Origin of the sequence: Trabulsiella guamensis ATCC 49490, assembly GCF_000734965.1 — a bacterium.
In the GTDB taxonomy this organism is placed as follows: domain Bacteria; phylum Pseudomonadota; class Gammaproteobacteria; order Enterobacterales; family Enterobacteriaceae; genus Trabulsiella; species Trabulsiella guamensis.
In genome coordinates this window covers 1-26495 of record NZ_JMTB01000044.1, presented here as the reverse complement: position 1 = coordinate 26495, position 26495 = coordinate 1, and the positions used below count along the sequence as shown (strand labels likewise).

Below are 26495 nucleotides of genomic sequence, written 5' to 3'. Positions count from 1 at the left end.
GTTATATGACAACAATTTAAATTGGTGTGCCTTGTTTCTGTGGTTAATGTGAGCTGGATCAATCAATGCTGCCAGTGTGTTTGACCATTATGCGTAAGCCTGTATGGTAGTCGTCATTACGCTTATTTGTATTGGTATAACAACTTTAGAGGGTGAGACCATGGAGCAAACCTGGCGTTGGTATGGGCCGAACGATCCGGTATCTCTTGATGATGTGCGTCAGGCGGGGGCGACGGGGGTCGTGACCGCATTGCACCATATCCCGAATGGACACGTCTGGCCGGTTGAGGAAATTAAACAGCGTCAGGCGTTGCTGGCGGAGAAAGGGCTGACCTGGTCGGTGGTCGAGAGTATTCCGGTGCATGAAGATATCAAAACCCATAGCGGGCAGTGCGACACCTGGATTACCAACTATCAGCAGAGCATCCGCAACCTGGCGGCCTGCGGCATTGATACGGTGTGCTACAACTTCATGCCGATCCTCGACTGGACGCGAACTGACCTCGAATATCAGCTGCCGGACGGCTCAAAAGCGCTGCGGTTTGATCAAATCGCTTTTGCAGCTTTTGAGCTGCATATCCTCAAGCGTGAAGGTGCCGAAGCGGATTACAGCGCCGAAGAACAGCGTCAGGCGCTGGCGTATTTCCACGCGATGAGCGAAGCGGATATCAACAAGCTGACGCGCAACATTATTGCGGGTCTGCCGGGGGCGGAAGAAGGGTATACCCTCGAACAGTTCCGCGCGCGTCTGGCAGAGTATGACCATATCAGCAAAGAAACCCTGCGCGAGAATATGGCCCGTTTCCTGCGCGCCATTGTGCCGGTGGCAGAAGAAGTGGGCGTGCGTCTGGCTGTCCACCCGGACGATCCGCCGCGCCCGATTCTGGGCCTGCCGCGTATTGTGTCGACCATTGAAGATATGCAGTGGCTGAAAGAGACCGTCGACAGCGTCAACAACGGTTTCACCATGTGCACCGGCTCCTACGGCGTACGCGCCGATAACGATCTGGTGAAGATGATTAAAACCTTTGGTGATCGTATTCACTTCACGCACCTGCGTGCGACCTGCCGGGAAGACAACCCGAAAACCTTCCATGAAGGAGCGCATCTGTATGGTGACGTCAATATGGTGGCGGTGGTGGATGCGATTCTGAGCGAAGAGCAGCGGCGTAAAAAAGCGGGTGATCTGCGTCCGATTCCGTTCCGTCCGGATCACGGTCACCAGATGCTCGACGATCTGAAAAAGAAAACCAATCCGGGTTATTCGGCGATTGGCCGTCTGAAAGGGATGGCGGAAGTGCGCGGCGTTGAGCTGGCGCTGAAAATGACGAAATACCCTGACTTGCTGTAATCAGGCAACATGAAAAAAGGACGGTGAAAACCGTCCTTTTTTGATCAGTCAGCGCGCCCCATATAGCGTTTTTCTTCGATATGGATACGGATCTTCTCACCAGTGGTGAGGTATTCCGGCACCTGAACCACCAGACCGGTGGTCAGCGTTGCAGGCTTGGTGCGGGAACTGGCGGAAGCGCCTTTGATGCCCGGCGCCGTTTCAACGATTTCCAGATCCACGGTCTGCGGCAGTTCCAGTGCCAGTAACTGGTTGTCCCACAGCAGAACCTGCATTTCCGGCATTCCGCCTTCCGGGATGAACTGCAGCTCTTCTTCAATCTGATCTTTGGTAAAGGTGTACGGCGTGTAGTCTTCTTTGTCCATGAAAACGTATTCGTTGCCGTCGACATACGAGAAGTCAACGAAACGGCGGGTCAGCGTGACGGTATCCAGAATGTCGTCACCTTTAAAACGCTCTTCGACTTTCAGGCCAGTGCGGACATCGGAGAAACGCATTTTGTACAGCGTTGCGGCGCCACGGGCGCTCGGTGACTGAATATCAATATCTTTTACAATCAGCAGTTTGCCGTTGTAATTCAGCACCATACCTTTCTTAATTTCGTTCGCTCTTGGCATTGCAGTAATCCTGTCGGTAAAGATGTCAAAAATATCGCGTCAAAGTACTCGCGCCGGGCCTTTCAGGCAAGCGGAATTAGCGGGTTTTGTGAAAAGGTGATAAGGTGCGCAACCAGACTCTGATGAGATCCCGTTATGAATTGCCGCCCGGACTGTGGCGCCTGTTGTATCGCGCCGTCAATTTCAAGCCCTATCCCGGGAATGCCGCACGGCAAACCGGCGAATGTCCGGTGTGTCCAGCTCTCGGACGACAATCTGTGCAAACTGTTCGGATCGAGCCTGCGACCTGCCGTTTGCAGCAGTTTAAAACCGTCTTTTGAGATGTGTGCAACGAATCGCGATGATGCGATGACCTGGCTTATTACTCTTGAAGCAGAAACCTCTCCCTCTGCCGGAAAGCGCAACATCGCGGGGTAGCAAACTTATTTTTTGCTGCTAAGCCATTTATTCATCAATTCGATCTCGCCTTTCTGCGCCTTAATGATGTCTTCGGCAAGCTTACGCATTTCGGGATCTTTTCCATATTTCAGTTCGGTCTCCGCCATGGCTATGGCACCTTCGTGATGGGCGGTCATCCCTTTCGCAAACGCTTTGTCGGGATCCGGATCTTTCACACCTTCCATCATTTTGTCGTGCATGGTCATCATCCCGCTCATATATTCCTGAGAGGAGGCTGATGCGCCTTTATCCGGCATCGCCATTGACGAATGCTCTGCGGAAATCGCCACACCTGTGGCCAGTAATAGCAGAAACAGCGATGTTTTCATTTTCATAGAGGGACTCCTTAACATGAGTAGACACGGCGTTATTATAGTTCAGCGACATGAAATGCCCTTTCCCGGATGATTCCCGCTATCGCAGGTTTCCCAGTCGCGGTACAGATAATGTAAATCGCGTGGAGACGCTATCGGATTCGACGCTTACTTTTCCATGGTGTGCGGTCACTATCGATTTAACTATCGCCAGACCAATGCCACTCCCTTCGCCTTTTCGTTGCCGGGAAGGGTCGACCCGATAAAAGCGGTCAAACAGCCGTGTTAAATGTTCTTCAGCGATGGGTTTACCGGGGTTTTCAATCGTGAGTTCTGCCGTATTTGCCTGTTCAGTGACCGACACTGTCACGGTTTGTCCTTCCGGCGTATAGCGGATTGAGTTCGATAGCAGATTATTGATGGCTCTACGGAACATCAACGGGTCACCCTGAATCACACAAGGGGCACCGTTAAAGGCTAACGTGATGCCGCGCTCTTCGGCCCAGGCCTCGAAGAAATCAAAAACTTTGCTCACTTCCGCGCTCAAATCAAACGTCACCGTCTCGGGAATTAACTGGTTATTGTCAGCCTGGGCAAGGAAAAGCATGTCGCTGACCATTTTTGTCATGCGGTTATATTCCTCCAGACTGGAATACAGCACATCTTCCAGTTCGCTTTGTGTCCGGTGCTGACTCAGCGCGATTTCGGTCTGAGTGACCAGATTGGTAATTGGCGTCCTGATTTCGTGTGCGATATCGGCGGAAAAATTCGCCTGGCGGGTAAAAACATCCTCAATTCTTTCAATCATGTGATTAAACGAGATCACCAGTTGTTCCAGTTCAATCGGCACCCTGGAGGGTTCCAGCCGCGCATCCAGGTTTTCGGAGGTGATATTTTTGATAGCACTACTCACATTGCGCAGCGGCTGATGACCTTTACGCACGGCAATATGAATAGTGATGATAATCAACAGGCTGATGACGACGGCAATGGCGATTAAATTCTTTTTCAGGGCGGCAAGGTAATGAAGATGGAAATCGATAGAGAGTCCCGTCAGTAGCCGGTAAGTCTGTGGTTTGCCATTACTGAGGTAGTCGCCAGAGGAGGCAATGACCCTGAACGTCTCACGTTTCATTTCCGTGCCGGCATGCATCGGGGCGGAACCGCTATTATCCACTGACCAGATAAAAACATCCTCAGTACGACGGGTAAGCGGAAATTTAACGGTTTCCAGGGCCGGGAGTAGCGATGACCCTTGTGAGGTACTGAACAGGATTTCGCCCTGTGTGTTCTGAAGTACCGCCGAAACACCACGATAGCTGGCAAGGAATTCGCGTATTTTCTCGTTTTTTTGCTCATCCGGCTCAGCAGAAGACTGCAGGATGTTATTCAGTGTGAAATTAATATGCTGCAGATCGCTGACATCCTGTTCGGCAAAATGTTTTTCAACGGAGTGCAGCATAATCCAGGTAAAGGCAATAAACGCCAGGATCGTTGACAGGCTAATAAAAAAGGTCAGCCGCAACGCAAGGGAGAAGGGACGACGGGTGAGATTAATTGTCATCCGGTACCTCTAACATATAGCCAACGCCGCGCACTGTCTGGATGAGTTTCGGTTCAAAATCATTGTCGATTTTGCCGCGCAGTCGTTTCACCGCCACATCTATCGCATTAGTATCGCTGTCAAAATTCATATCCCAGACCTGCGAGGCGATAAGCGAGCGGGGGAGAACTTCGCCCTGATGGCGGATAAAAAATTCCAGCAGGCTGAATTCCTTGCTGGTCAGCAGGATGCGCTTTCCGGCCCGGGTGACTTTTCTCGAGACCAGATCAAGCATCAGATCCGCGACCTGAAACTGGCTTTCTGAAATCACCGTGTTGCCGCGACGCAGCAGGGTGCGGACACGGGCAAGCAGCTCAGCGAAGGCAAAGGGTTTCACCAGATAATCATCAGCCCCCAGCTCAAGGCCTTTGACCCGGTGCTCAACAGTGCCAAGCGCCGTTAGTAGTAAAACGGGCATTCCCTTACCGGCCGAGCGCAGCATGCGAATAATCTCCCAGCCGTTAACGTCAGGGAGCATGATGTCGAGGATCAGCAAATCGTACTCAGCGGTCATCGCCAGATGATAGCCAGTCAGACCATTGTCAGCGTGATCGACGACGAACCCGGCCTCGGTCAGCCCCTTGCTGAGGTATTCACCCGTTTTAATTTCGTCTTCAACGATCAGTATTTTCATGTGACTCCCCGGTCATCCTGTTAATGACATTTTAGTGAGCACCCGTCGCTTATCAACGGCTTAATGTCAAAATGACAAGATTGTCATCATCCAGTCACCTGCCAAACAGAGTGCTTTCGTTACAGTACCGCCATCCATCCTCCGGTAAGTGTTTGCGTTATGTTCCGACTAAAACGACTTAGCATCAGCACCCTTTTCTTTCTGGCCGGCTGTGTCTCTCTGGCGCCGGATTATCAGCGTCCGCAATCGCCGGTACCGGAACGCTTTTCCTTGTCCCGTAACGGGCTGACACCGTCCACCAGTGGTTATCAGGAGACCGGATGGCGCGCCTTCTTTGCCGATCCTGAAGTGGCGCGGCTGATTGCCGAAGCTCTGAATAATAATCGCGATTTGCGGATGGCCGCCCTGAAAGTACAGGAAGCGCGGGCGCAATATAACGTCACGGATGCGGAACGCTATCCACAACTGAACGCCTCGACCTCGGTCACTTACAGCGGTGGGTTGAAGAACGACAAACCGACCACGCAGCAATATGAAGCCGGTATGGATCTCAGCTTTGAACTGGACTTTTTCGGCAAGCTGAAAAATATGAGTGACGCCGATCGGCAGAATTTTTTTGCCAGCGAGGAAGCCCAGCGTGCTGTGCAGATCCTGCTTGTATCGAGTGTGTCACAGAGCTATTTCAACCAGCAACTGGCCTGGGCGCAGCTCAACATTGCCAGGGAAACGCTCAGCAATTATGAGCAGTCCTATGGGTTTGTTGAGCAGCAACTGGTCACTGGCAGTACTAATATGCTGGCCCTCGAACAGGCCCGCGGGCTGATTGAAAGCACCCGGGCGGAAATTGCCCGACGCGAAGGGGAACTGGCGCAGGCAAACAACGCGCTGCAGCTGGTGCTGGGTACTTACCGTGCCGTTCCGAAAAGCAGTCCTGATAAAGACAAAGATGTGAATCCGGTAACGCTGCCGCCAGACCTGTCATCGGATATCTTATTGCAGCGCCCGGATATTATGGAGGCGGAATACCAGTTAAGGGCGGCTAACGCCAATATTGGCGCCGCGCGGGCAGCGTTTTTCCCGTCCATCTCCCTGACCAGCGAGCTTTCCACAGGCAGTACCGAACTCTCAAACCTGTTTAGCGCGGCAGGCGGGATGTGGAATTTTATCCCGAAAATAGACATCCCCATTTTTAATGCCGGTCGAAATGAAGCCAGTCTGCAACTGGCAGAGATCCGCCAACAGCAATCGGTGGTCAATTACGAGCAAAAAATTCAGACGGCATTTAAAGACGTGTCTGATGCCCTGGCGCTGCGCGCGAGCATCCGTCAGCAAATCGAGGCGCAACAACGCTATCTCGATTCACTCAATATCACGTTGCAGCGCGCCCGCGGGTTATATGCGAGCGGTGCAGTCAGTTATATCGAAGTGCTGGATGCAGAGCGTTCTTTATTTTCAACCCGCCAGACCCTGCTGGATCTCAAGTATTCACAGCAGGTTAATGAAATTAATCTCTACACCGCCCTCGGGGGCGGCTGGGCAGAATAATCTTCACCACTTAAATAAACAGGAAAATAATATGCGTAATTCAATGAAAGCCGTTTTACTCGCCACGCTGTCAGTCGTTTTTTCGGCTGGCCTGCAGGCGGCGGAACATCAGCATGACAATATGAATATGGATATGACGAATGACAGTGCAGCCGAGCAGGTGGTTCAGGGAACCGGCGTGGTGAAATCCATTGATTACGACACGAAAAAAGTCACCATTGCCCATGAAGCGATCCCGGCGATTGGCTGGCCCGCAATGACCATGCGCTTCACTTTTACCGATGCAGACAGCTATATCCGTAATGTAAAACCCGGCAGCCATGTGAACTTCTCTTTTGTACAGCAGGGGAATATCTCTCTGCTGAAAAGTATTGAAGAAACCCACTCCTGATGCACGAGGGATTATTCATTATTTGGCTGGTTACGCCAGGGGATTAAATCATTAAGCGGGAATTTTATGGCTTCTTTAAAGATAACGTATGCTGCAATGATCATTGGCAGCCTCATACTGGGTGGGCTGGTTTCTGTTGGCGCCTACCACTATGTTACTTCTGCACAACCCGTTCAGGCGAAACCGGCGGAGCGCAAAGTGCTTTTCTGGTATGACCCAATGAAGCCGGATACGAAATTCGACAAGCCGGGGAAATCCCCGTTTATGGATATGGATTTAATCCCTAAATATGCCGATGAGGAGGGTGAGAAAAACGACCATGGAATTCGTATTGATCCCACTCAGGTACAAAATCTGGGGCTGAAAACAGAAAAAGTCATCAAAGGACAGCTCAATTATTCGCAGACCATCCCGGCGAATGTCAGTTTTAACGAATACCAGTTCGTTATTGTTCAGGCGCGTTCAGATGGCTTTGTCGAAAAAGTCTATCCGCTAACCATTGGCGATAAGGTAAAAAAAGGCACACCGCTGATTGATATCACCATCCCGGAATGGGTCGAAGCGCAGAGCGAATACCTCTTATTATCCAGCACCAACGGGTCGGCCACGCAGCTTAAAGGTGTACTTGAGCGGCTTCGCCTGGCCGGTATGCCTGAAAATGATATTCAGCGTTTGCGTTCAAGCCGCAGTATCCAGACCCGTTTCACCATCACGGCACCGATCGACGGCGTTATTACTGCCTTTGATCTGCGCACCGGCATGAATATTTCAAAGGATAAGGTCGTGGCCCAGATACAGGGGATGGATCCCGTCTGGATAAGCGCAGCGGTACCTGAATCCATAGCTTATCTACTTAAAAACACCTCGCAGTTTGAAATATCAGTACCGGCTTACCCGGATAAAACGTTTAACGTCGAAAAATGGACCCTCCTGCCAGGCGTGGATCAGACCACCCGCACGCTGCAGGTTCGTCTGCAGGTGAGCAATAAAGACGAACAGCTTAAACCCGGTATGAATGCGTATCTGAAGGTCAATACCCGCAGTCAGGACATGCTGTTGATCCCCTCTCAGGCGGTAATTGATACCGGTAGCGAACAGCGGGTGATCACGGTCGATAAAGACGGCCGGTTTGTGCCGAAAATCATCAAAGTCTTGCATGAGTCGCAACAACAGGCAGGGATAGGCGCCGGGCTGAGCGAGGGCGATTCCGTGGTAGTGAGCGGCCTGTTCCTGATTGACTCCGAAGCCAATATCACGGGTGCGCTGGAGCGGATGCGCCATGCGGAAAATGTCGCCAGCGCGCATTCAGGCCACTGAGGAGACAACGATGATTGAATGGATTATCCGGCGCTCGATGGCTAACCGTTTCCTGGTCATCATGGGCGCGCTGTTTCTGAGTGTCTGGGGAACGTGGACGATTATCAATACGCCAGTGGATGCGCTGCCGGACCTCTCAGATGTTCAGGTCATTATCAAAACCAGTTACCCCGGTCAGGCACCGCGAATTGTGGAAGATCAGGTGACTTATCCGCTTACCACGACAATGTTGTCGGTGCCGGGGGCGAAGACAGTCCGCGGGTTTTCTCAGTTTGGCGATTCCTATGTGTATGTCATTTTTGAAGACGGTACTGATCAGTACTGGGCGCGTTCACGCGTACTGGAATACCTGAATCAGGTGCAGGGGAAATTACCGGCAGGCGTCAGTTCTGAAATAGGGCCTGATGCAACCGGGGTTGGCTGGATTTTCGAATACGCGCTAGTGGACCGTAGCGGCAGGCATGATCTTGCAGAGCTTCGCTCGCTTCAGGACTGGTTCCTGAAATATGAATTGAAAACCATCCCTGATGTCGCCGAAGTGGCGTCCGTCGGGGGCGTGGTCAGGCAGTATCAGATCCAGGTTAACCCGATGAAACTGGCCCAGTACGGTGTCAGCCTGCCTGACGTTAAGCAGGCGCTGGAATCTTCAAACCAGGAAGCGGGCGGGTCGTCTGTGGAAATCGCCGAAGCCGAATATATGGTTCGCGCCAGTGGCTATCTGCAGACCATGGATGACTTCAATAACATCGTCCTTAAAACCAGTGAGAATGGTGTGCCGGTGTATCTCCGCGACGTTGCCAGAGTGCAAACGGGGCCGGAAATGCGCCGGGGTATCGCAGAATTTAATGGCGAAGGGGAAGTGGCGGGCGGCGTCGTGATCCTGCGCTCGGGCAAAAACGCCCGCCAGGTGATCACGGCGGTTAAAGAGAAACTGGAAACCCTGAAAAGCAGTCTTCCCGAGGGCGTAGAGGTCGTTACCACTTATGATCGCAGCCAGTTAATTGATCGCTCCATTGATAACCTGAGCCATAAACTGCTGGAAGAGTTTATCGTGGTGGCTATTGTCTGCGCGCTATTTCTCTGGCATGTCCGTTCGGCGCTGGTCGCTATCATTTCCCTGCCGCTGGGCCTGTGTATTGCCTTTATCGTAATGCACTTCCAGGGACTGAATGCCAATATCATGTCACTGGGTGGGATAGCCATTGCAGTGGGGGCGATGGTGGATGCCGCCATTGTGATGATAGAGAATGCCCACAAACGGCTGGAGGAGTGGGAGCACCGTCACCCTGGAGAGCAAATCGACAACGCCACCCGCTGGAATGTGATCACCAGTGCATCGGTCGAGGTCGGGCCTGCGCTGTTTATCAGCCTGCTGATTATTACGCTGTCATTTATCCCTATCTTCACCCTTGAAGGGCAGGAAGGCCGCCTTTTTGGTCCGCTGGCCTTCACCAAAACCTATTCCATGGCCGGGGCCGCCGCGCTGGCGATTATTGTTATCCCTGTCCTGATGGGATTCTGGATCCGCGGGAAAATTCCGGCGGAGACCCGTAACCCGCTGAACCGTTTGCTGATAAACATTTATCATCCGTTATTGCTCCGGGTGCTGCACTGGCCGAAGACCACGCTGGTGATAGCCGCCTTATCCATCTTCACGGTTATCTGGCCGCTGAGCCGGGTTGGCGGCGAGTTTCTGCCCAAAATAAACGAAGGGGACTTGCTGTACATGCCCTCGACGTTACCGGGTATCTCACCCGGCCAGGCGTCAGCGCTGTTGCAGACCACAGACAAGCTGATCAAAACCGTCCCGGAAGTGGCAACCGTATTTGGAAAAACCGGGAAAGCAGAAACGGCAACGGATTCCGCGCCGCTCGAAATGGTCGAAACGACAATCCAGCTGAAGCCAGAAGATCAGTGGCGACCGGGAATGACGATTGACAGGATCATCGAAGAGCTTGATGCGACGGTTCGTTTGCCGGGTCTCGCCAATCTCTGGGTGCCGCCGATTCGTAACCGCATTGATATGCTGTCTACCGGGATCAAAAGCCCGATTGGGATTAAGGTCTCCGGAACGGTGTTGTCCGATATCGATGTGACAGCCCAGAGCATCGAGACCGTGGCCAGAACCGTACCAGGCGTGGTTTCAGCCCTTGCGGAACGACTGGAGGGGGGGCGATATATTGATGTGGATATCAACCGCGAAAAAGCTTCCCGTTATGGCATGACGGTGGGCGATGTACAGCTGTTTGTGTCATCAGCCATCGGTGGCGCTACGGTGGGGGAAACGGTGGAAGGGGTGGCGCGTTATCCCATCAATATTCGTTATCCGCAGGATTACCGCAACAGCCCGAATGCGCTGAAGCAGATGCCGATCCTCACCCCAATGAAGCAGCAGATAACCCTCGGTGATGTCGCCGATGTGAAGGTGGTCTCAGGGCCGACCATGCTGAAAACCGAAAATGCCCGTCCGGCCAGCTGGATTTACATCGACGCGCGGGGCAGGGACATGGTGTCTGTCGTCAATGACCTCAAAGCGGCCATCAGTGAGAAAGTCAAACTGAAACCCGGTACCAGTGTGGCGTTCTCCGGGCAGTTTGAATTGCTGGAACATGCCAACAAAAAACTGAAACTGATGGTGCCGATGACGGTGATGATCATTTTCATTCTGCTCTACCTCGCGTTCCGCCGTGTTGATGAGGCGTTGCTCATCCTGATGAGTCTGCCGTTCGCACTGGTGGGCGGCATATGGTTCCTCTACTGGCAGGGTTTCCACATGTCTGTTGCGACAGGCACCGGATTTATTGCCCTGGCAGGGGTGGCGGCGGAGTTCGGCGTGGTGATGCTGATGTATCTGCGTCATGCCATCGAAGCGCAACCGGCATTGTCCCGCGAGGACACATTCACGCCGCAAGGGCTTGATGAAGCCCTTTATCAGGGGGCGGTGCTGCGCGTGCGGCCAAAAGCCATGACGGTTGCCGTCATCATTGCGGGTCTGTTACCGATTTTGTGGGGAACCGGCGCGGGGTCGGAAGTCATGAGCCGGATTGCGGCGCCAATGATTGGCGGGATGATTACCGCGCCGCTGCTCTCGCTGTTTATTATTCCTGCGGCCTACAAACTCATATGGTTACGTCGTCATCACGTCACAGTCCAGAAAATGCCAGTAAGTACCCGGTAAGATTCGTCCCCGGATAATCGTGATTTCTTGATTATCCGGGGAATAATGACATGCAATATCGCCTGCAGGCCGGACGGCTTACCGCCGCGGCCATCCTCAGCACAATGATGCTCGCGTCTTCTTCTGCTTTCGCCGCCGACTGGGGCATTGGCGCTGGCGTCGCCAGTGCGCAAAAGCCTTATAAAGGAATGTCGCGTGACACTACGCCGCTGCCGCTACTCTACTTTGATAATTCGTACCTGCACTTTTTTGGCACCGAAGCAGAAATAAAACTTCCGGGCGTCACGTTCAGTGAAACTCAGCGGCTGAATATGGGTCTTATCGGCAGATATGACGGCTCGGGATATGATGCTGACGACGCCGATATTCTCGACGGCATGGCGAAGCGTAAAGGTGGCTTCTGGGGTGGAGCGAAAATCGAGTGGCAAAACCCCTGGGCTACGTTGCATGCCGACTGGACGCATGATCTCTCCGGCAACAGCAAGGGGCAGCGCGTCAGTCTGGGCGCTGAGCGGCGCTGGCAGTGGGGGGATTTGTCTCTGACGCCGCGCGTTGTCGCGACCTGGCATGATAAAAAATATGTCGACTATTACTATGGCGTGCGTGCGGATGAAGCCCGTGACTGGCGACCAGCTTATCAGGGCGAATCGTCACTGAGCGCGGAACTCGGTCTGCTGAGCGTTTACCGCTTCAGTGCCCACCATTCTGTAATGCTCGATCTGGAAGTCACCCGACTCTCCTCTGAAGTCAAAGAGAGCCCGCTGGTTGACCGTTCAAACGATGATCGCATTTTTCTGGGGTATATGTACCGCTTCTGATGGGCAGAATACTGTTAATTGAAGACCATGGGCATCTGGCGAGACTGGTGGAGAAGGGGCTGACCAGCGCCGGAATTTCTGTCGATACCGTCGGCAGCCGGGAGGGCGCATTGAGCGCGTTGCAGATGGTCTCTTACCAGGCGCTGGTGCTGGATCGCGGGCTGCCGGACGGCGATGGTTTGCTTTTGCTTCAGCAACTGCGTCAGCGCAATATCACCGTGCCATGCCTGATCCTCACCGCCCGGGATGCCCTGCACGATCGAGTTGAAGGACTGGAAGCCGGAGCCGACGACTATCTGCCCAAACCCTTTGCGATGGTCGAGCTGGTCGCTCGTGTGCGTGCGCTGCTGCGCCGTCCCGTCATCAGCCAGCCACTTGAACCCGGCTTCGGCGACATCACGATACTGCCTGATGTAGGCGTGATGCGCTGCCATGAAGACAGCGTTACCCTCGCCCCGGCGGAGATGCAGATCATGTTGACGCTTATCCACAAGCAGGGCGGTGTTGTACGTCGCAGCGCGCTGGAGGCGGCGGGCTGGGGGTTAAGCGACGCGGTGACGCCAGGCGCTCTGGATGTTGCCCTGCACCGGCTGCGCCGCAAACTGGCAGCCATTGGCTCCGGTCTGCATATCGTTAACCAGAGAGGGCAGGGCTATGCACTGCATAAAAGCGATACCGGTGAATAGTCTGTCGCTCCGCATCCTGCTGGCTTATGTGGCTGGTACGCTGCTGAGTATCGGCCTGCTGGTGGCGTTTGGCGCAATAGTGAAGGATCGCCTGCCGGGTATGGCGTTGCCCGAACGTACGCAGGCGCTGGCAGAGCGGCTGCAGTTCGATGCGCAGGGTATCCCGACGGGATTTACCGACAGCGACATTCACCCGCTGTGGATATATGACAGCCTGCGTCAGGAAACCGCCTGGCGGGTGCTGGACGATAAGGGCCAGGTGGTATTGCTTTCGCCGGGGGCAACGCGCTGGCCGGATCGCGACGCGATAACGCAACGCCCCGAACAACGTTTTGAATTTACCTACGATGACGTGCTTTATGACGGGGCGAGAGAAACACGACAGCACGACGGCCATACGTGGGTTGTCGAGCTGGCGGTCAGCTCGCGGATTGTCGATTTTCTGCATCTGAGCTTTGCGCTGCCTTTTATTCGTCTGGGCGTGATTGCGTTTAGCCTGGTTCTGCTGGTGACTTTTGCCGCCTGCGTCTGCCTGAGCCTGAAATATGCGTTGCGGCCGCTGCGTAAAATTTCGCAGGCCGCCACGCAAATTTCTCCCCGTTCGCTCAGTAACCGGCTTGATACAGACCATGTCCCCGCTGAACTGATCCCGCTCATCGCCAGTTTTAATCAGGCACTTGGCAGGCTGGAAAAAAGCTTTCGCGGCCAGCAGGATTTTCTCGCCACCGCCGCTCACGAGTTAAAAACACCGCTGACGCTGCTGCGTGCTGAAGTGGAGCTGATGGAAGAGAGCGCCGAAGTGCGTGAACCGCTGTTGATGCAGGTGTCGCACCTGGCGCGTCAGGTGCAGCAACTGTTATTGCTGGCTGAAGCGAGCGAGCCGCTGAGTTACCGCTTCAGCGATGTGAATGCCTGCGAGGTGGCGCGTGATGCCGCTGGTTATCTGCAACGCATCGCCGATGACGCCAGTGTCAGGCTCGTTATTCACGGCGACGACGAGATGCCGAAATGGCATGTCGACCGGGGCGCATTCTTTACGCTACTGAAGAATCTGATTGAAAATGCCATTCAACATGCGCCGCCAGGCACAGTCGTCAGCGTCGACGTGCGAGGTGAGAGCCTGAGCGTCAGTGACCAGGGCGCCGGAGTCGAACCTGAAGATATACCGCATTTATTTGAACGTTTCTGGCGCGGGGTGCATCGCCGGGATACGGGCGCGGGTCTCGGGCTGGCGATTTGCCAGGAGATTTGCACAGCGCACGGCTGGACGCTGACCGCCTGTAACGGCCTGACGGGGCTGACCGTTACCGTATACCGTATTAAAAGTGAGCAGTACTGAACCTAAACGTCTTTAATGCGCAGCAGGCAACCCATCGTCAGCACGCCCATACCGAGCGCAATCCAGAATACCGTATGGTAGTTCCAGATTTCCGCCACAACCCCCGCCAGCGAGCCTGCAATGATCCAGCCCACGCGGGTGGTATTGGTGTACAACGTGGTCGCAGACCCCGCCTGACCGGGCATCAGATCCTGAAAATAGAGCATGCCGATACCGGCCAGGATGCCGATGTAAATGGCGTTCAGCAACTGCATTCCCAGCAGCAGCACTGGCGTATGCACCGTCAGCATGCCGGCATAAAACAGCAGACCTGCCACCGCGGCAATGCGCATCAGAAAGCGTTTGCCGAAGCGTTTCGCGTAGTAACCGGCGATCAGCATCGTCGGGATTTCCAGCCCGGCGGCGGTGCCCATCATCAGCCCCGCCAGTTTTTCCGGCAGATGCAATTCGTCAATAATAAACAGCGGCATGTTGATGATGTACAGACTGTTGGTTCCCCACATCAACGTGCAAATCACAAACAGCAGTAAAGCATCACGACGATTGCGGCGTGGCGCTTCAACATGGCTGGTGACGGCTTTCGGCTCCTTGCGCATACTCGGCAGAAAAAACCACACGATGGTCGCACAGGCGACAAAAGCGACGGCGGCGCAAAGGTACATCACCGTAAAGCCAAATCCCATTGCCAGCGCGTAGGCCAGAGGCGGACCGATAACCCAGGCCAGCGAGACCTGCGCACGTAAGACGGAGCTGAACATGACGGCTTCACGACCAGTATGGTCGGCATGCTCGCGGGCGAGGGCAAACATTTGCGGGTTGGCGGTGGAGCCGAAGCTACTCAGAAAGACGCCGATAAACAGCAAAATAAAATAGTTGCGGTTCCAGGCGAACAGCGCGCAGGCCAGTACGCCTAATAAACAGCAGAAAACGATCAGCGATTTTCGATCCCCTTTGCGGTCGGAACGCCCCGCGAGAAACTGACTGACCAGGATGCCAATCACCGCGCTGCCGGTAAAGAAAAAGCCCACCATCGCCGGTCGGGCGTGTACCTCATTGGTCAGAAACAGGCTCAGTGTCGGCGTTTGCAGCGCGCCAGCAATACCAGTTAAAAAAGCGACGAGCAGAAATGAGGACGACGTAATATCAAAACCACGGCGGGTAGCGGCAGCAGAACTGTTTTGCATGTTTCTCGATCGGTAAAAAAAGGGGACGCGCGAGTGTACGTCGGTAGTCAGAAAATAAACAGCTGCTTAAATCAAATTCCGCACGAAAAAATCAAAAAGCCATTTCACTTCGTATTTGCAATAAAGCTGAACGTTGCTGAAGTGTCTGCAAAACAATCCGTTCAGCATCAGCAAATGTGGCGCTGATGCTAACGAAATGTGCAGTACATCTAACTTCTGCGATCAATTTTTCAGCTTTTCTTGCAGCAGCCCGCAGAAAGGCACACACTCCTTGAAACGTTTCAGCGTCATCTGACGGATGTCTGCAAGAACAGATGACGCTTTTTTCTCATGCGAGCTGAAACGATTCACTATCAGCAGGAGAGGAGAACCATGTTCCAGTTATCTGTTCAGGATATTCATCCCGGCAAGCAGGCGGGAAGTAAAGAAGAGGCCATTCGCCAGATTGCATCCGCACTGGTCGCGGCGGGTAACGTCGCCGACGGTTATGTTGACGGCATGCTGGCGCGTGAAAAGCAGACTTCCACGTTTCTTGGCAACGGGATTGCGATTCCGCACGGCACCACCGATACGCGCGACCAGGTCCTGAAAACCGGCGTGCAGGTTTATCAGTTTCCACAGGGCGTGGCCTGGGGAGACGATCAGGTGGCTTACGTAGCGATCGGTATCGCCGCCAGCTCTGATGAGCACCTTGGCCTGTTGCGTCAGCTGACGCACGTTCTCAGTGACGACAGCGTGGCTGAACAGCTGAAAACCGCCACCACTGCCGAAGCATTGCGTGCGCTGCTGATGGATGAAAAACAGGGCGAAGGGCTGAAGCTCGATAACGACACACTGACGCTGGATGTGATCGCCAGTGACCTGGTGACGCTACAGGCGCTGAACGCTGGTCGTCTGAAAGAAGCCGGTGCGGTGGACACCGCGTTTGTCTCCCGTGCCGTGAGCGACCGACCGCTGAACCTTGGGCAGGGGATCTGGCTGAACGACAGTGCTGAAGGCAACCTGAAAAGTGCGGTGGCGGTAAGTCGCGCGGTGGCAGAATTCAGTGTGGAAGGGCAACCGGCGTCGCTGCTGGTGACCGTGGCGATGGCAGATGAACAACCGGTGGCGGTACTGAACCGACTAAGCAACCTGCTGGTGGATAACAAGGCTGAACGTCTGCTGAACGCGGACGCCGTCACGCTGCTGGCGCTGCTGACCAGTGACGAGGCGATCGCTGACGATGTACTGAGTGCGGAATTTGTGGTGCGTAATGAACATGGCTTGCATGCGCGCCCAGGGACGATGCTGGTGAATACCATTAAACAATTTAATAGCGAAATTACTGTCGCCAACCTGGATGGCAGTGGCAAACCGGCCAATGGCCGCAGTCTGATGAAAGTGGTCGCCCTTGGGGTGAAAAAAGGCCACCGTCTGCGTTTCACCGCCCAGGGCGATGATGCGAAACAGGCACTGGACGCGATTGGTGAGGCCATCGCGTCTGGGCTTGGGGAGGGCGCGTAATGAGCAGGCGTGTTGCTACTATTACCCTTAACCCGGCCTATGACCTGGTGGGTTATACCCCGGACATTGAACGTGGCGAAGTCAACCTGGTGCGGACCACCGGCCTGCATGCCGCAGGAAAAGGCATTAACGTCGCGAAAGTACTGAAAGATCTGGGCATCGATGTCACCGTCGGCGGCTTCCTCGGCAAAGACAACCAGGACGGGTTTCAGCAACTGTTCAGCGAACTGGGCATCGCCAACCGTTTTCAGGTGGTGCAGGGCCGTACGCGTATTAACGTCAAGCTGACGGAAAAAGACGGTGAAGTGACCGACTTTAACTTCTCTGGTTTCGATGTCACCCCGGCGGACTGGGAGCGTTTTGTCAATGATTCCCTGAGCTGGCTGGGTCAGTTCGACATGGTGTGCGTTAGCGGCAGTCTGCCAACCGGCGTCAGCCCGGAAGCATTCACCGACTGGATGACGCGTCTGCGCAGCCAGTGTCCGTGCATTATCTTCGACAGCAGCCGTGAAGCGCTGGTCGCCGGTCTGAAAGCCGCGCCATGGCTGGTCAAACCGAACCGCCGCGAACTGGAAATCTGGGCGGGTCGTAAACTGCCGGAAATGAAAGATGTTATCGAGGCGGCCCATGCGCTGCGCGAGCAGGGTATCGCTCACGTAGTGATTTCATTGGGCGCAGAAGGGGCGCTGTGGGTAAACGCCTCTGGCGAATGGATCGCGAAACCGCCGTCTGTTGAGGTGGTGAGTACCGTTGGTGCAGGGGATTCAATGGTCGGCGGTCTGATTTATGGGCTGCTGATGCGTGAATCCAGTGAACATACCCTGCGTCTGGCTACCGCCGTCGCAGCACTGGCGGTGAGTCAGAGCAATGTTGGCATTACCGATCGTACCCAGTTAGCCGCGATGATGGCGCGAGTTGACTTACAACCCTTTAATTAACAGCAGGAGAGGCATAATGAAAACGCTGCTGATTATTGATGCTGGACTTGGACAGGCCCGCGCTTACATGGCGAAGACCCTGTTGAGTGCGGCGGCGCAAAAAGCACACCTCGAGATTACGGATAACCCCAACGACGCTGAACTGGCGATCGTTCTGGGAAGCACGCTGCCGCAAGACAGCGCGCTCGACGGAAAACAGGTTTACCTGGGCGACATTAATCGCGCAGTGGGCCACCCTGAACTCTTCCTCAGCGAAGCGAAAGCTCACGCTAAAACGTACAGTGCGCCAGCCGCCGCACCGGTTGCCGCGGCACCGACTGGCACGAAGCGCATTGTGGCGGTCACTGCCTGCCCGACCGGTGTGGCGCATACTTTTATGGCGGCAGAAGCCATTGAAACCGAAGCCAAAAAACGCGGCTGGTGGGTAAAAGTAGAAACCCGCGGCTCTGTAGGCGCCGGTAACGCCATTACGCCGGAAGAAGTGGAACAGGCGGATCTGGTGCTGGTGGCGGCGGATATCGAAGTGGATCTGGCGAAGTTTGCCGGTAAGCCGATGTACCGCACCTCAACCGGGCTGGCGTTGAAGAAAACCGCGCAGGAGTTTGATAAAGCCGTGGCTGAAGCGAAACCGTTCCAGCCTGCGCAAACTACCGCGAAAGAAGCCAAAAAAGAGGGTGGCGGCGCTTACCGTCACCTGCTGACCGGGGTTTCATATATGCTGCCGATGGTAGTGGCGGGCGGTCTGTGCATCGCGCTCTCCTTCGCCTTCGGGATCACGGCATTTAAAGAAGAGGGAACACTGGCGGCGGCGCTGATGCAAATCGGTGGTGGTTCAGCCTTCGCGCTGATGGTACCGGTACTGGCGGGTTACATTGCGTTTTCCATTGCCGACCGTCCCGGCCTGACGCCGGGGCTGATTGGCGGTATGCTCGCCGTGAGCACTGGCTCTGGCTTTATCGGCGGGATTATCGCCGGTTTTCTTGCAGGCTACGTGGCGAAACTGATCAGCACGAAAGTGAAGTTGCCACCGAGCATGGAAGCGCTGAAACCGATTCTGATCATTCCGCTGTTTTCCAGTTTAATTGTCGGACTGGCGATGATCTACCTGATCGGTAAACCGGTTGCCGGTATTCTGGCGGGCCTGACGCACTGGCTGCAGACCATGGGTACGGCGAACGCGGTTCTGTTGGGGGCTATCCTCGGTGGCATGATGTGTACCGACATGGGCGGCCCGGTGAACAAAGCGGCGTATGCGTTCGGGGTGGGGCTGTTGAGTACCCAGACTTACGCGCCGATGGCAGCGATTATGGCTGCCGGTATGGTGCCGCCGCTGGCATTAGGCCTGGCAACGATTGTGGCGCGTCGTAAATTCGATAAAGCGCAGCAGGAAGGCGGTAAAGCGGCGCTGGTGCTGGGACTGTGCTTCATCACCGAAGGGGCCATCCCGTTTGCGGCACGTGATCCGATGCGCGTTCTGCCCTGCTGTATCGTGGGTGGCGCGGTGACCGGCGCTATCTCCATGGCGATTGGTGCGAAACTGATGGCGCCGCATGGCGGGCTGTTCGTGCTGCTCATCCCGGGAGCGATCACGCCGGTGCTGGGTTACCTGCTGGCGATTATCGCCGGTACGCTGGTGGCGGGGCTCTCTTACGCGGTGCTGAAACGTCCGGAAGCGGAAGTCGTCGCTAAAGTAGCGTGATAAAAAGCCCGGCAGCGCAGTGCGTGCCGGGCCTGAAATTACCTCACAGGCCGGGGTTCTCCCCGGCTTTTTTTATGCCGTGGCTTCTGCTTTTTGTTGTGCTCTCAGCCAGGCAATCTCTTCGGCCCAGATATCAGGATTAATGGTTTCCAGAATCAGCGGGATCCCATCGAAGCGGGCGTCCTGCATGATCCAGCGGAATGCATCATGACCGATGTTACCCTCGCCGAGACTGTGGTGACGGTCAACACGGCTGCCAAACGTGCTTTTCGCATCGTTCAGGTGCATGCCGCGCAGATACTGAAATCCGACAATGCGCTCAAATTCGGCAAATGTCTCTTCGCAGGCGGCGGTGGTACGCAGATCATACCCGGCAGCAAAGGCGTGACAGGTATCGATGCACACGCCGACGCGGGATTTATCCTCCACGCCATCAATAATGGCCGCCAGATGCTCGAATCTGAACCCCAGATTGCTACCCTGACCGGCCGTGTTTTCAATCACCGCCGTCACCCCTTCGGTCTGTGCCAGGGCGATGTTAATGGATTCGGCAATCCGCGCCAGACAGTCTTCTTCGGAGATTTGCACCAGATGGCTGCCCGGGTGGAAGTTCAGTAGCGTTAAACCCAGCTGCTGACAGCGGGTCATTTCATCGATAAACGCATCACGGGATTTCTCCAGCGCGTCAGCAACCGGGTGACCGAGGTTAATCAGGTAACTGTCGTGCGGCAGGATCTGACCCGGCCCGTAGTGGTATTTTTCACAGGCGGCTTTGAATTCGCTGATGATCTCGTCGGTGAGCGGGGCGGCGCGCCACTGGCGCTGATTTTTGGTGAACAGGGCGAAGGCGGTCGCGTCAATTTCAGCGGCGCGGATAGCCGCGTTTGCCAGACCGCCAGCAGCACTGACGTGCGCTCCAATGTATTTCATAAAAGACTCCTGTTTAGCCCGCCACGGGAAAAGGGCAAGTATAGCGGGTTAACAGGGACAGAATGTAATGGTTTATGCCATCAGGCTATGCACCAGCAGGTTGATCATGCCGCCACCAACAATTAGCCAGACGAACAGCAACAGCGCCATCAGTAGCGGTTTTGCACCGGCTTTTTTCAGCGCACTGACATGGGTGGTTAACCCGAGCGCCGCCATTGCCATCGCCAGCAGAACGGTATCCAGCGTTACCAGCAACTCCACCACCGCGTTGGGCAATAAATGGAACGAGTTGAAAATTGCTACCACGATGAACAGGATGGCAAACCACGGAATGGTGATTTTGCTGTTCTGGTCTTTGCCCGCCGGTGCCAGTTGCTTCACCCGCGCGGCCAGCAGCAACAGGAACGGTGCCAGCATCATCACGCGCAGCATTTTTGCGATCACCGCCGCGTTTTCGGCATCCGGGCTGATGGCATGGCCTGCCGCTACCACCTGCGCCACTTCATGCATTGTTGAACCGATATAAATGCCGTAGGTTTCCGGGCTGAACCAATGGGCAACCAGCGGATACATCGCCGGGTAAAGGAAAATGGCGATGGTGCCGTAAATGACTACTGTCGCGACTGCCACGGTGACTTTACTTGATTCTGCTTTCACTACTGGCTCTGTCGCCAGTACCGCTGCCGCGCCACAAATACTGCTGCCGGCGCCAATCAGCCAGCTGGTGTGTTTATCCAGACCAAACACTTTCTGCCCGAGAAAACAGGCCAGCAGGAAGGTGCTGGCAAGCGTCAGCATATCGATGGCAATCCCGCTGACGCCTACGTCAGCGATTTGCGAAAATGTCAGCCGAAAGCCATAAAGAATAATGCCGAGGCGTAACAGATGCTGTTTGGCAAACAGGACGCCGCCGTCGCAGCGCTGCCAGATTTTCGGGTACACAGTATTGCCGAGCACCATGCCAAGCAGGATGGCCAGCGTCAGCGCGCTGAACCCTGCGCCGGCCACTGCCGGAATGTTCCCGCCCCACAGTGCGGCGCCGGTAATAAGGGCGGTCAGCGCCAGACCGGGAATGAAATGCCATAACGTATGTCGATGTGTGTGGATGGTGAGTTCTGCCATATCCTTCTCCTTTATCTGGCTAAAAGGTTACTCACCGCTGGCTTAAAAATAAAATTGATTATATATTTATAACCTATCGGAATATCTGGTAATGAGGATCCTATGCACATCACGCTACGCCAGCTTGACGTCTTCGCCGAGGTGTTAAAAAGCGGTTCCACCACCCAGGCATCGCAGATGCTGGCGCTGTCGCAGTCGGCGGTAAGTGCGGCCCTGACTGATCTGGAGGGGCAGCTCGGCGTGCAGTTGTTCGATCGCGTTGGCAAACGACTGGTGGTAAATGAGCATGGCCGCTTGTTGTACCCGCGTGCGCTGGCGTTACTCGAACAGGCGACCGAAATTGAACAACTCTTCCGGGAAGATAACGGCGCGATTCGTGTGGCGGCCAGCAGTACGATTGGCAACTATATTCTGCCGGAAGTGATTGCTCGCTATCGTCGTGCTTTCCCCGATCTGCCGCTCGAACTGAGCGTCGGCAACAGTCAGGACGTCATTAATGCGGTGGCGGATTTCCGCGTTGATATCGGGCTGATTGAAGGGCCATGCCATGCGGCGGAAATTGTCGCTGAACCCTGGCTTGAAGATGAACTGGTGGTGTTTGCCGCACCAGATTCACCGCTGCTGGAAGGGAAGGTGACGCTGGCGCGACTGGCGTCAGCACCGTGGATCTTACGTGAAAAAGGGTCCGGCACCCGGGAGCTTGTCGATTATCTGCTGTTGTCACAGTTGCCGGAGTTTCATTTGGGGATGGAGCTTGGCAATTCTGAGGCCATCAAACACGCGGTACGCCACGGCCTTGGCATCAGTTGCCTGTCCCGACGGGTGATTGCTGAACAGCTGGACAACGGGTCGCTGAAGGAACTTTCCGTGCCGTTATCCCGGCTTACGCGCACATTATGGCGAATTCATCACCGTCAGAAACATATCTCAAATGCGCTGAACCGCTTTTTGCGTTACTGTGATAGTTAATCGGGGTGGACGGAGCGGCCGATAAGGACTTTACTAATAATCCCCGACCCATCATGAAGGTCTCTTATAACCGCGCATTTGAGCCGGAAGGATTGGATTTCCTCTGCTACAATCGCGCCTCATTTTTTGGATGGACAGTTTTTTCACATGGTTTCAGAAAATAAAACGACAGAAGCGCCCGCGCTACGCCGCGAACTGAAGGCGCGTCACCTGACCATGATCGCCATTGGTGGTTCTATCGGTACAGGGCTGTTTGTTGCTTCAGGGGCAACAATTTCACAGGCGGGCCCGGGCGGCGCGCTGTTCTCTTACATTCTGATTGGTCTGATGGTCTATTTCCTGATGACCAGCCTCGGCGAACTGGCTGCCTTTATGCCAGTATCCGGATCGTTTGCCACCTACGGCCAGAACTATGTGGAAGAAGGTTTCGGCTTCGCGCTGGGCTGGAACTACTGGTACAACTGGGCCGTGACGATCGCCGTTGACCTGGTTGCCGCGCAACTGGTGATGAGCTGGTGGTTCCCGGACACGCCTGGCTGGATCTGGAGTGCGCTGTTCCTCGGTTTAATCTTCCTGATGAACTACATCTCCGTACGCGGTTTCGGCGAATCGGAATACTGGTTCTCGCTGATTAAAGTGGCGACGGTCATTATCTTTATCATCGTCGGTCTGGCGATGATCCTCGGTATTTTCAAAGGTGCTCAGCCGGTTGGCTGGAGCAACTGGACGACAGGGGATGCGCCGTTCGCCGGAGGCTTTGCGGCGATGATTGGTGTGGCGATGATCGTCGGTTTCTCTTTCCAGGGAACCGAACTGATTGGCATCGCGGCGGGCGAATCTGAAGATCCTGAAAAGAACATCCCGCGTGCGGTGCGTCAGGTATTCTGGCGTATCCTGCTGTTCTATGTATTCGCCATTCTGATTATCAGTCTGATCATCCCGTACACCGATCCGAGCCTGCTGCGTAATGATGTGAAAGACATCAGTGTCAGCCCGTTCACGCTGGTCTTCCAGCATGCCGGTCTGCTCTCGGCAGCGGCGGTGATGAATGCGGTCATTCTGACGGCGGTACTGTCTGCGGGTAACTCTGGCATGTATGCATCAACCCGTATGCTCTACACCCTGGCCTGTGACGGCAAAGCCCCGCGTATTTTCGCGAAGCTGTCCAAAGGCGGCGTGCCGCGTAACGCGCTGTATGCCACCACAGTGATTGCGGCGCTGTGCTTCCTGACCTCCATGTTTGGTAACCAGACCGTGTACCTGTGGTTGCTGAACACCTCCGGGATGACCGGTTTTATCGCCTGGCTGGGGATTGCGGTGAGTCATTACCGTTTCCGCCGCGGCTACGTACTGCAGGGGCGTGATTTGAATGATCTGCCGTATCGTTCCGGGTTCTTCCCGTTGGGGCCGATCTTCGCGTTTGTGCTGTGCCTGATCATCACGCTGGGCCAGAACTACGAAGCGTTCCTGAAAGACACCATTGACTGGGGCGGTGTTGCAGCGACCTATATCGGTATCCCGCTGTTCCTGGTGATCTGGTTCGGTTATAAGCTAGTGAAAGGCACCCATTTCGTGCATTACAACGAAATGCGGTTCCCGGAACGTTTCAAAAAGTAATATCTCTTTTGCAAAACCCTCCCTCCGTGGAGGGTTTTTTAATGTCCGTCAATGCATTACCGCATGTCACAAATTCTCACAATTTAATTGATAATTGTTCTCATTCTCTTTATCATCTGCACACAATTTAAGGATGAAGCCATTTCCCTCTGTCGCGTGAAGGAGCATTCCGGGCGATAAGCGGCCAGCCACATCTGTCAGACGTTTATTTACCTCATGGAGAACTGGAATGTTTAAGCTAAACCCCTTCGTCCGGGGCGGGCTGTGTGCGTCCGCAATTTCACTGGCGTTACCGGTTATCGCCGCCGATGACAGCGAAACGCTGGTGGTTACCGCCGCGGCCACAGAACAGAGCGTGAAAGATGCGCCCGCCAGTATCAGTGTCATTACGCAGGAGGATTTGCAGCGTCGTCCGGTGAATAACCTGAAGGATGTGCTGAAAGACGTGCCGGGCGTCCAACTGACTAACGAAGGGGATAATCGCAAGGGCGTTAGCCTGCGTGGACTCGACAGCAGTTACACGCTGATTCTGATCGACGGCAAGCGCGTCAACTCCCGCAATGTGGTCTTTCGTCATAACGATTTTGATCTCAACTGGATCCCGGTTGACGCCATCGAGCGTATCGAAGTGGTGCGCGGTCCGATGTCCTCCCTTTACGGTTCAGACGCGCTGGGCGGGGTGGTGAATATCATCACTAAAAAGATCGGCGAGAAATGGCACGGCACGCTGAGCACCGACACCACGTTGCAGGAACATCGCGATCGCGGCGATACCTGGAACGGGCAGTTTTACACCAGTGGGCCGCTGGTCGATGGCCTGCTGGGTATGAAAGCCTACGGTAGCGTGGCGAAACGTGCGAAAGATGATCAACAACGGTCTGACAGCGGCACCGATTCGCCGCGCATTGAAGGGTTTACCAGCCGCGATGGCAATGTCGAATTTGCCTGGACGCCGGATGAAAATCATGATTTCAGCGCCGGATACGGTTTTGACCGTCAGGACCGCGACTCGGATTCGCTGGACCGAAACCGCCTTGAGCGGCAGAACTACGCCCTGAGCCATAACGGGCGCTGGAGCACGGGTAACAGCGAACTGCGTCTGTACGGCGAAAAAGTGGATAATAAAAACCCCGGTAATGCCGGTGAGATCACCTCAGAAAGCAGCACGCTTGATGGCAAGTACGTGCTGCCGCTGGGCATGATTAATCATCTGGTGACCGTCGGTGGCGAATGGCGTCACGATAAGCTGAAAGATCCGGTGAACCTGACGGGCGGCAGTAGTGCTTCCACTTCGGCAAACCAGTATGCGCTGTTCCTTGAAGACGAATGGCGAATTTTCGAGCCGCTGGCGCTGACGACAGGCATTCGCATGGATGATCACGACACCTACGGCGATCACTGGAGCCCGCGCGCGTACCTGGTTTATACGGCGACCGACACGGTCACGGTGAAGGGGGGCTGGGCGACGGCGTTTAAAGCTCCGTCACTGCTGCAGTTAAGCCCGGACTGGGCCTCGAACTCCTGCCGCGGTGGCTGTCGCATTGTGGGCAGTCAGGATCTGAAACCGGAGACCAGCGAAAGCTTCGAGCTGGGGTTGTACTACAGCGGCGAAGAGGGCTGGCTTGAAGGCGTTCAGGGCAGTGTGACCGCCTTCCAGAATAATGTTGACGATATGATCAACGTTAACCGGACATCGAACGCCAGCGAGGCGCCGGGCTACCCGAATTTCGTCGGCTGGTATACCAACGCCAGCGGCAAGCGGGTACCGGTGTTTGCTTATTACAACGTTGATAAAGCGCGGATCACCGGCCTGGAAACCGAGCTGAAAGTGCCGTTTGGCGAGGCGTGGAAGCTGACGATGAACTACACCTACACCGATGGCCGTGATCTCAGCAATGGCGGTAACAAACCGCTGAAAGAGCGTCCGTTCCATACCGCCAACGGTCGTGTGGAATGGGCGCCATGGCAGGACTGGTCGTTCTACGTGGCAGCGAATTACACCGGGCAACAGCGTGCCGTCAGCGCCACCTCGAAAACGCCGGGCGGCTACACCACCTGGGACATTGGCGGCGCCTGGCAGGTGACCAAAGACATTAAACTGCGGGCGGGGGTGCTGAACGTGGGCGACAAAGACCTGCAACGTGATGACTACAGCTACAACGAAGAAGGGCGCCGCTACTTTATGGCAGTGGATTATCGCTTCTGAGTGAGAGAAACCCCGGCAGTGAACACTGCCGGGGAAGGGCTTACTTCAGCAAATGCTCCGCATGGAAGCGGAGATGATCCTCAATAAAGGACGCAA

Annotated in this window: 22 protein-coding genes; 15 read left to right on the top strand and 7 right to left on the bottom strand. The window is 54.9% G+C overall.

Features of this window, described 5'->3' with window-relative positions; genetic code table 11:
• Positions 1–160 precede the first annotated feature (160 nt).
• Positions 161–1351, top strand: a complete 1191-nt coding sequence (uxuA, locus tag GTGU_RS05720) for a mannonate dehydratase (protein WP_038154839.1) — start codon at positions 161–163, stop codon at positions 1349–1351.
• Between the two features lie 44 nt (positions 1352–1395).
• Here the strand turns inward: uxuA and yeiP are convergent, their stop codons facing one another.
• Complete coding sequence (gene yeiP / locus GTGU_RS05715; RefSeq protein WP_038154838.1) at positions 1396–1968, bottom strand: elongation factor P-like protein YeiP; 573 nt, start codon at positions 1966–1968, stop codon at positions 1396–1398.
• A gap of 135 nt (positions 1969–2103) precedes the next feature.
• On the opposite strand from yeiP, the gene GTGU_RS24350 reads away from it, so the two are divergent.
• A complete protein-coding gene (locus GTGU_RS24350; protein ID WP_072011916.1) occupies positions 2104–2385 on the top strand; it encodes a YkgJ family cysteine cluster protein in 282 nt (93 codons plus the stop codon).
• 5 nt (positions 2386–2390) lie between these two features.
• Here the strand turns inward: GTGU_RS24350 and copM are convergent, their stop codons facing one another.
• The 3 genes from copM to GTGU_RS05700 all read right to left on the bottom strand — a co-directional run bounded on the left by copM (position 2391) and on the right by GTGU_RS05700 (position 4957).
• Positions 2391–2741 (bottom strand): CopM family metallochaperone, encoded by a 351-nt coding sequence (gene copM / locus GTGU_RS05710; protein WP_038154836.1) that lies wholly within the window; start codon positions 2739–2741, stop codon positions 2391–2393.
• A gap of 79 nt (positions 2742–2820) precedes the next feature.
• On the bottom strand, positions 2821–4284 hold the full coding sequence (locus GTGU_RS05705; RefSeq protein ID WP_038154835.1) for a Cu(+)/Ag(+) sensor histidine kinase: 1464 nt from the start codon (positions 4282–4284) through the stop codon (positions 2821–2823).
• Positions 4274–4957, bottom strand: coding sequence for a copper/silver response regulator transcription factor (locus GTGU_RS05700; protein WP_038154834.1), 684 nt, complete (start codon positions 4955–4957; stop codon positions 4274–4276). Before GTGU_RS05700 ends, GTGU_RS05705 begins: the two co-directional genes overlap by 11 nt.
• A gap of 159 nt (positions 4958–5116) precedes the next feature.
• On the opposite strand from GTGU_RS05700, the gene GTGU_RS05695 reads away from it, so the two are divergent.
• The 7 genes from GTGU_RS05695 to GTGU_RS05665 all read left to right on the top strand — a co-directional run bounded on the left by GTGU_RS05695 (position 5117) and on the right by GTGU_RS05665 (position 14231).
• The gene (locus GTGU_RS05695) at positions 5117–6502 is read left to right on the top strand and encodes an efflux transporter outer membrane subunit (protein WP_038154833.1); all 1386 of its coding nucleotides are present in this window, start codon (positions 5117–5119) and stop codon (positions 6500–6502) included.
• A 31-nt stretch (positions 6503–6533) separates the two neighbouring features.
• Entirely contained in the window at positions 6534–6893 is a 360-nt protein-coding gene (cusF, locus tag GTGU_RS05690) for a cation efflux system protein CusF (protein WP_038154832.1), read from the top strand.
• Between the two features lie 66 nt (positions 6894–6959).
• Complete coding sequence (locus tag GTGU_RS05685) at positions 6960–8210, top strand: efflux RND transporter periplasmic adaptor subunit (protein WP_038154831.1); 1251 nt, start codon at positions 6960–6962, stop codon at positions 8208–8210.
• Between the two features lie 10 nt (positions 8211–8220).
• A complete protein-coding gene (locus GTGU_RS05680) occupies positions 8221–11388 on the top strand; it encodes a CusA/CzcA family heavy metal efflux RND transporter (protein ID WP_038154830.1) in 3168 nt (1055 codons plus the stop codon).
• Between the two features lie 50 nt (positions 11389–11438).
• Positions 11439–12206, top strand: a complete 768-nt coding sequence (locus GTGU_RS05675; protein WP_051857298.1) for a MipA/OmpV family protein — start codon at positions 11439–11441, stop codon at positions 12204–12206.
• Positions 12206–12892: a response regulator transcription factor gene (locus GTGU_RS05670; RefSeq protein ID WP_038154829.1), complete on the top strand. Its 687-nt coding sequence runs from the start codon at positions 12206–12208 to the stop codon at positions 12890–12892. The genes GTGU_RS05675 and GTGU_RS05670 overlap by 1 nt, the downstream gene beginning before the upstream one ends.
• Complete coding sequence (locus GTGU_RS05665) at positions 12861–14231, top strand: ATP-binding protein (RefSeq protein WP_038154828.1); 1371 nt, start codon at positions 12861–12863, stop codon at positions 14229–14231. The genes GTGU_RS05670 and GTGU_RS05665 overlap by 32 nt, the downstream gene beginning before the upstream one ends.
• 2 nt (positions 14232–14233) lie before the next feature.
• On the opposite strand, the gene setB is transcribed toward GTGU_RS05665, so the two are convergent.
• The gene (gene setB / locus GTGU_RS05660) at positions 14234–15415 is read right to left on the bottom strand and encodes a sugar efflux transporter SetB (protein ID WP_038154827.1); all 1182 of its coding nucleotides are present in this window, start codon (positions 15413–15415) and stop codon (positions 14234–14236) included.
• A 372-nt stretch (positions 15416–15787) separates the two neighbouring features.
• Between setB and fruB the strand changes: the two genes are divergently transcribed.
• The 3 genes from fruB to fruA are packed head-to-tail and all read left to right on the top strand — an operon-like array spanning position 15788 to position 19555.
• Complete coding sequence (gene fruB, locus GTGU_RS05655; protein ID WP_038154826.1) at positions 15788–16918, top strand: fused PTS fructose transporter subunit IIA/HPr protein; 1131 nt, start codon at positions 15788–15790, stop codon at positions 16916–16918.
• Positions 16918–17856, top strand: a complete 939-nt coding sequence (gene fruK / locus GTGU_RS05650) for a 1-phosphofructokinase (RefSeq protein WP_038154825.1) — start codon at positions 16918–16920, stop codon at positions 17854–17856. The genes fruB and fruK overlap by 1 nt, the downstream gene beginning before the upstream one ends.
• Positions 17857–17872: 16 nt before the next feature.
• Positions 17873–19555 carry a PTS fructose transporter subunit IIBC gene (fruA, locus tag GTGU_RS05645; RefSeq protein ID WP_038154824.1) on the top strand — a complete coding sequence of 561 codons (1683 nt, stop codon included), beginning with the start codon at positions 17873–17875 and terminating at the stop codon, positions 19553–19555.
• A gap of 72 nt (positions 19556–19627) precedes the next feature.
• On the opposite strand, the gene nfo is transcribed toward fruA, so the two are convergent.
• Both nfo and GTGU_RS05635 read right to left on the bottom strand, forming a co-directional pair.
• Entirely contained in the window at positions 19628–20485 is an 858-nt protein-coding gene (nfo, locus tag GTGU_RS05640) for a deoxyribonuclease IV (RefSeq protein WP_038154823.1), read from the bottom strand.
• Positions 20486–20557: 72 nt separating this feature from the next.
• A complete protein-coding gene (locus GTGU_RS05635) occupies positions 20558–21607 on the bottom strand; it encodes a YeiH family protein (RefSeq protein ID WP_038154822.1) in 1050 nt (349 codons plus the stop codon).
• A gap of 102 nt (positions 21608–21709) precedes the next feature.
• Between GTGU_RS05635 and yieE the strand changes: the two genes are divergently transcribed.
• The 3 genes from yieE (at position 21710) to cirA (ending at position 26399) form a co-directional block, all read left to right on the top strand.
• Complete coding sequence (gene yieE, locus GTGU_RS05630) at positions 21710–22576, top strand: DNA-binding transcriptional regulator YeiE (protein WP_038154821.1); 867 nt, start codon at positions 21710–21712, stop codon at positions 22574–22576.
• Between the two features lie 147 nt (positions 22577–22723).
• Positions 22724–24193: an amino acid permease gene (locus tag GTGU_RS05625; protein ID WP_038154927.1), complete on the top strand. Its 1470-nt coding sequence runs from the start codon at positions 22724–22726 to the stop codon at positions 24191–24193.
• 229 nt (positions 24194–24422) lie between these two features.
• The gene (cirA, locus tag GTGU_RS05620) at positions 24423–26399 is read left to right on the top strand and encodes a catecholate siderophore receptor CirA (RefSeq protein ID WP_038154820.1); all 1977 of its coding nucleotides are present in this window, start codon (positions 24423–24425) and stop codon (positions 26397–26399) included.
• Positions 26400–26495 lie beyond the last annotated feature (96 nt).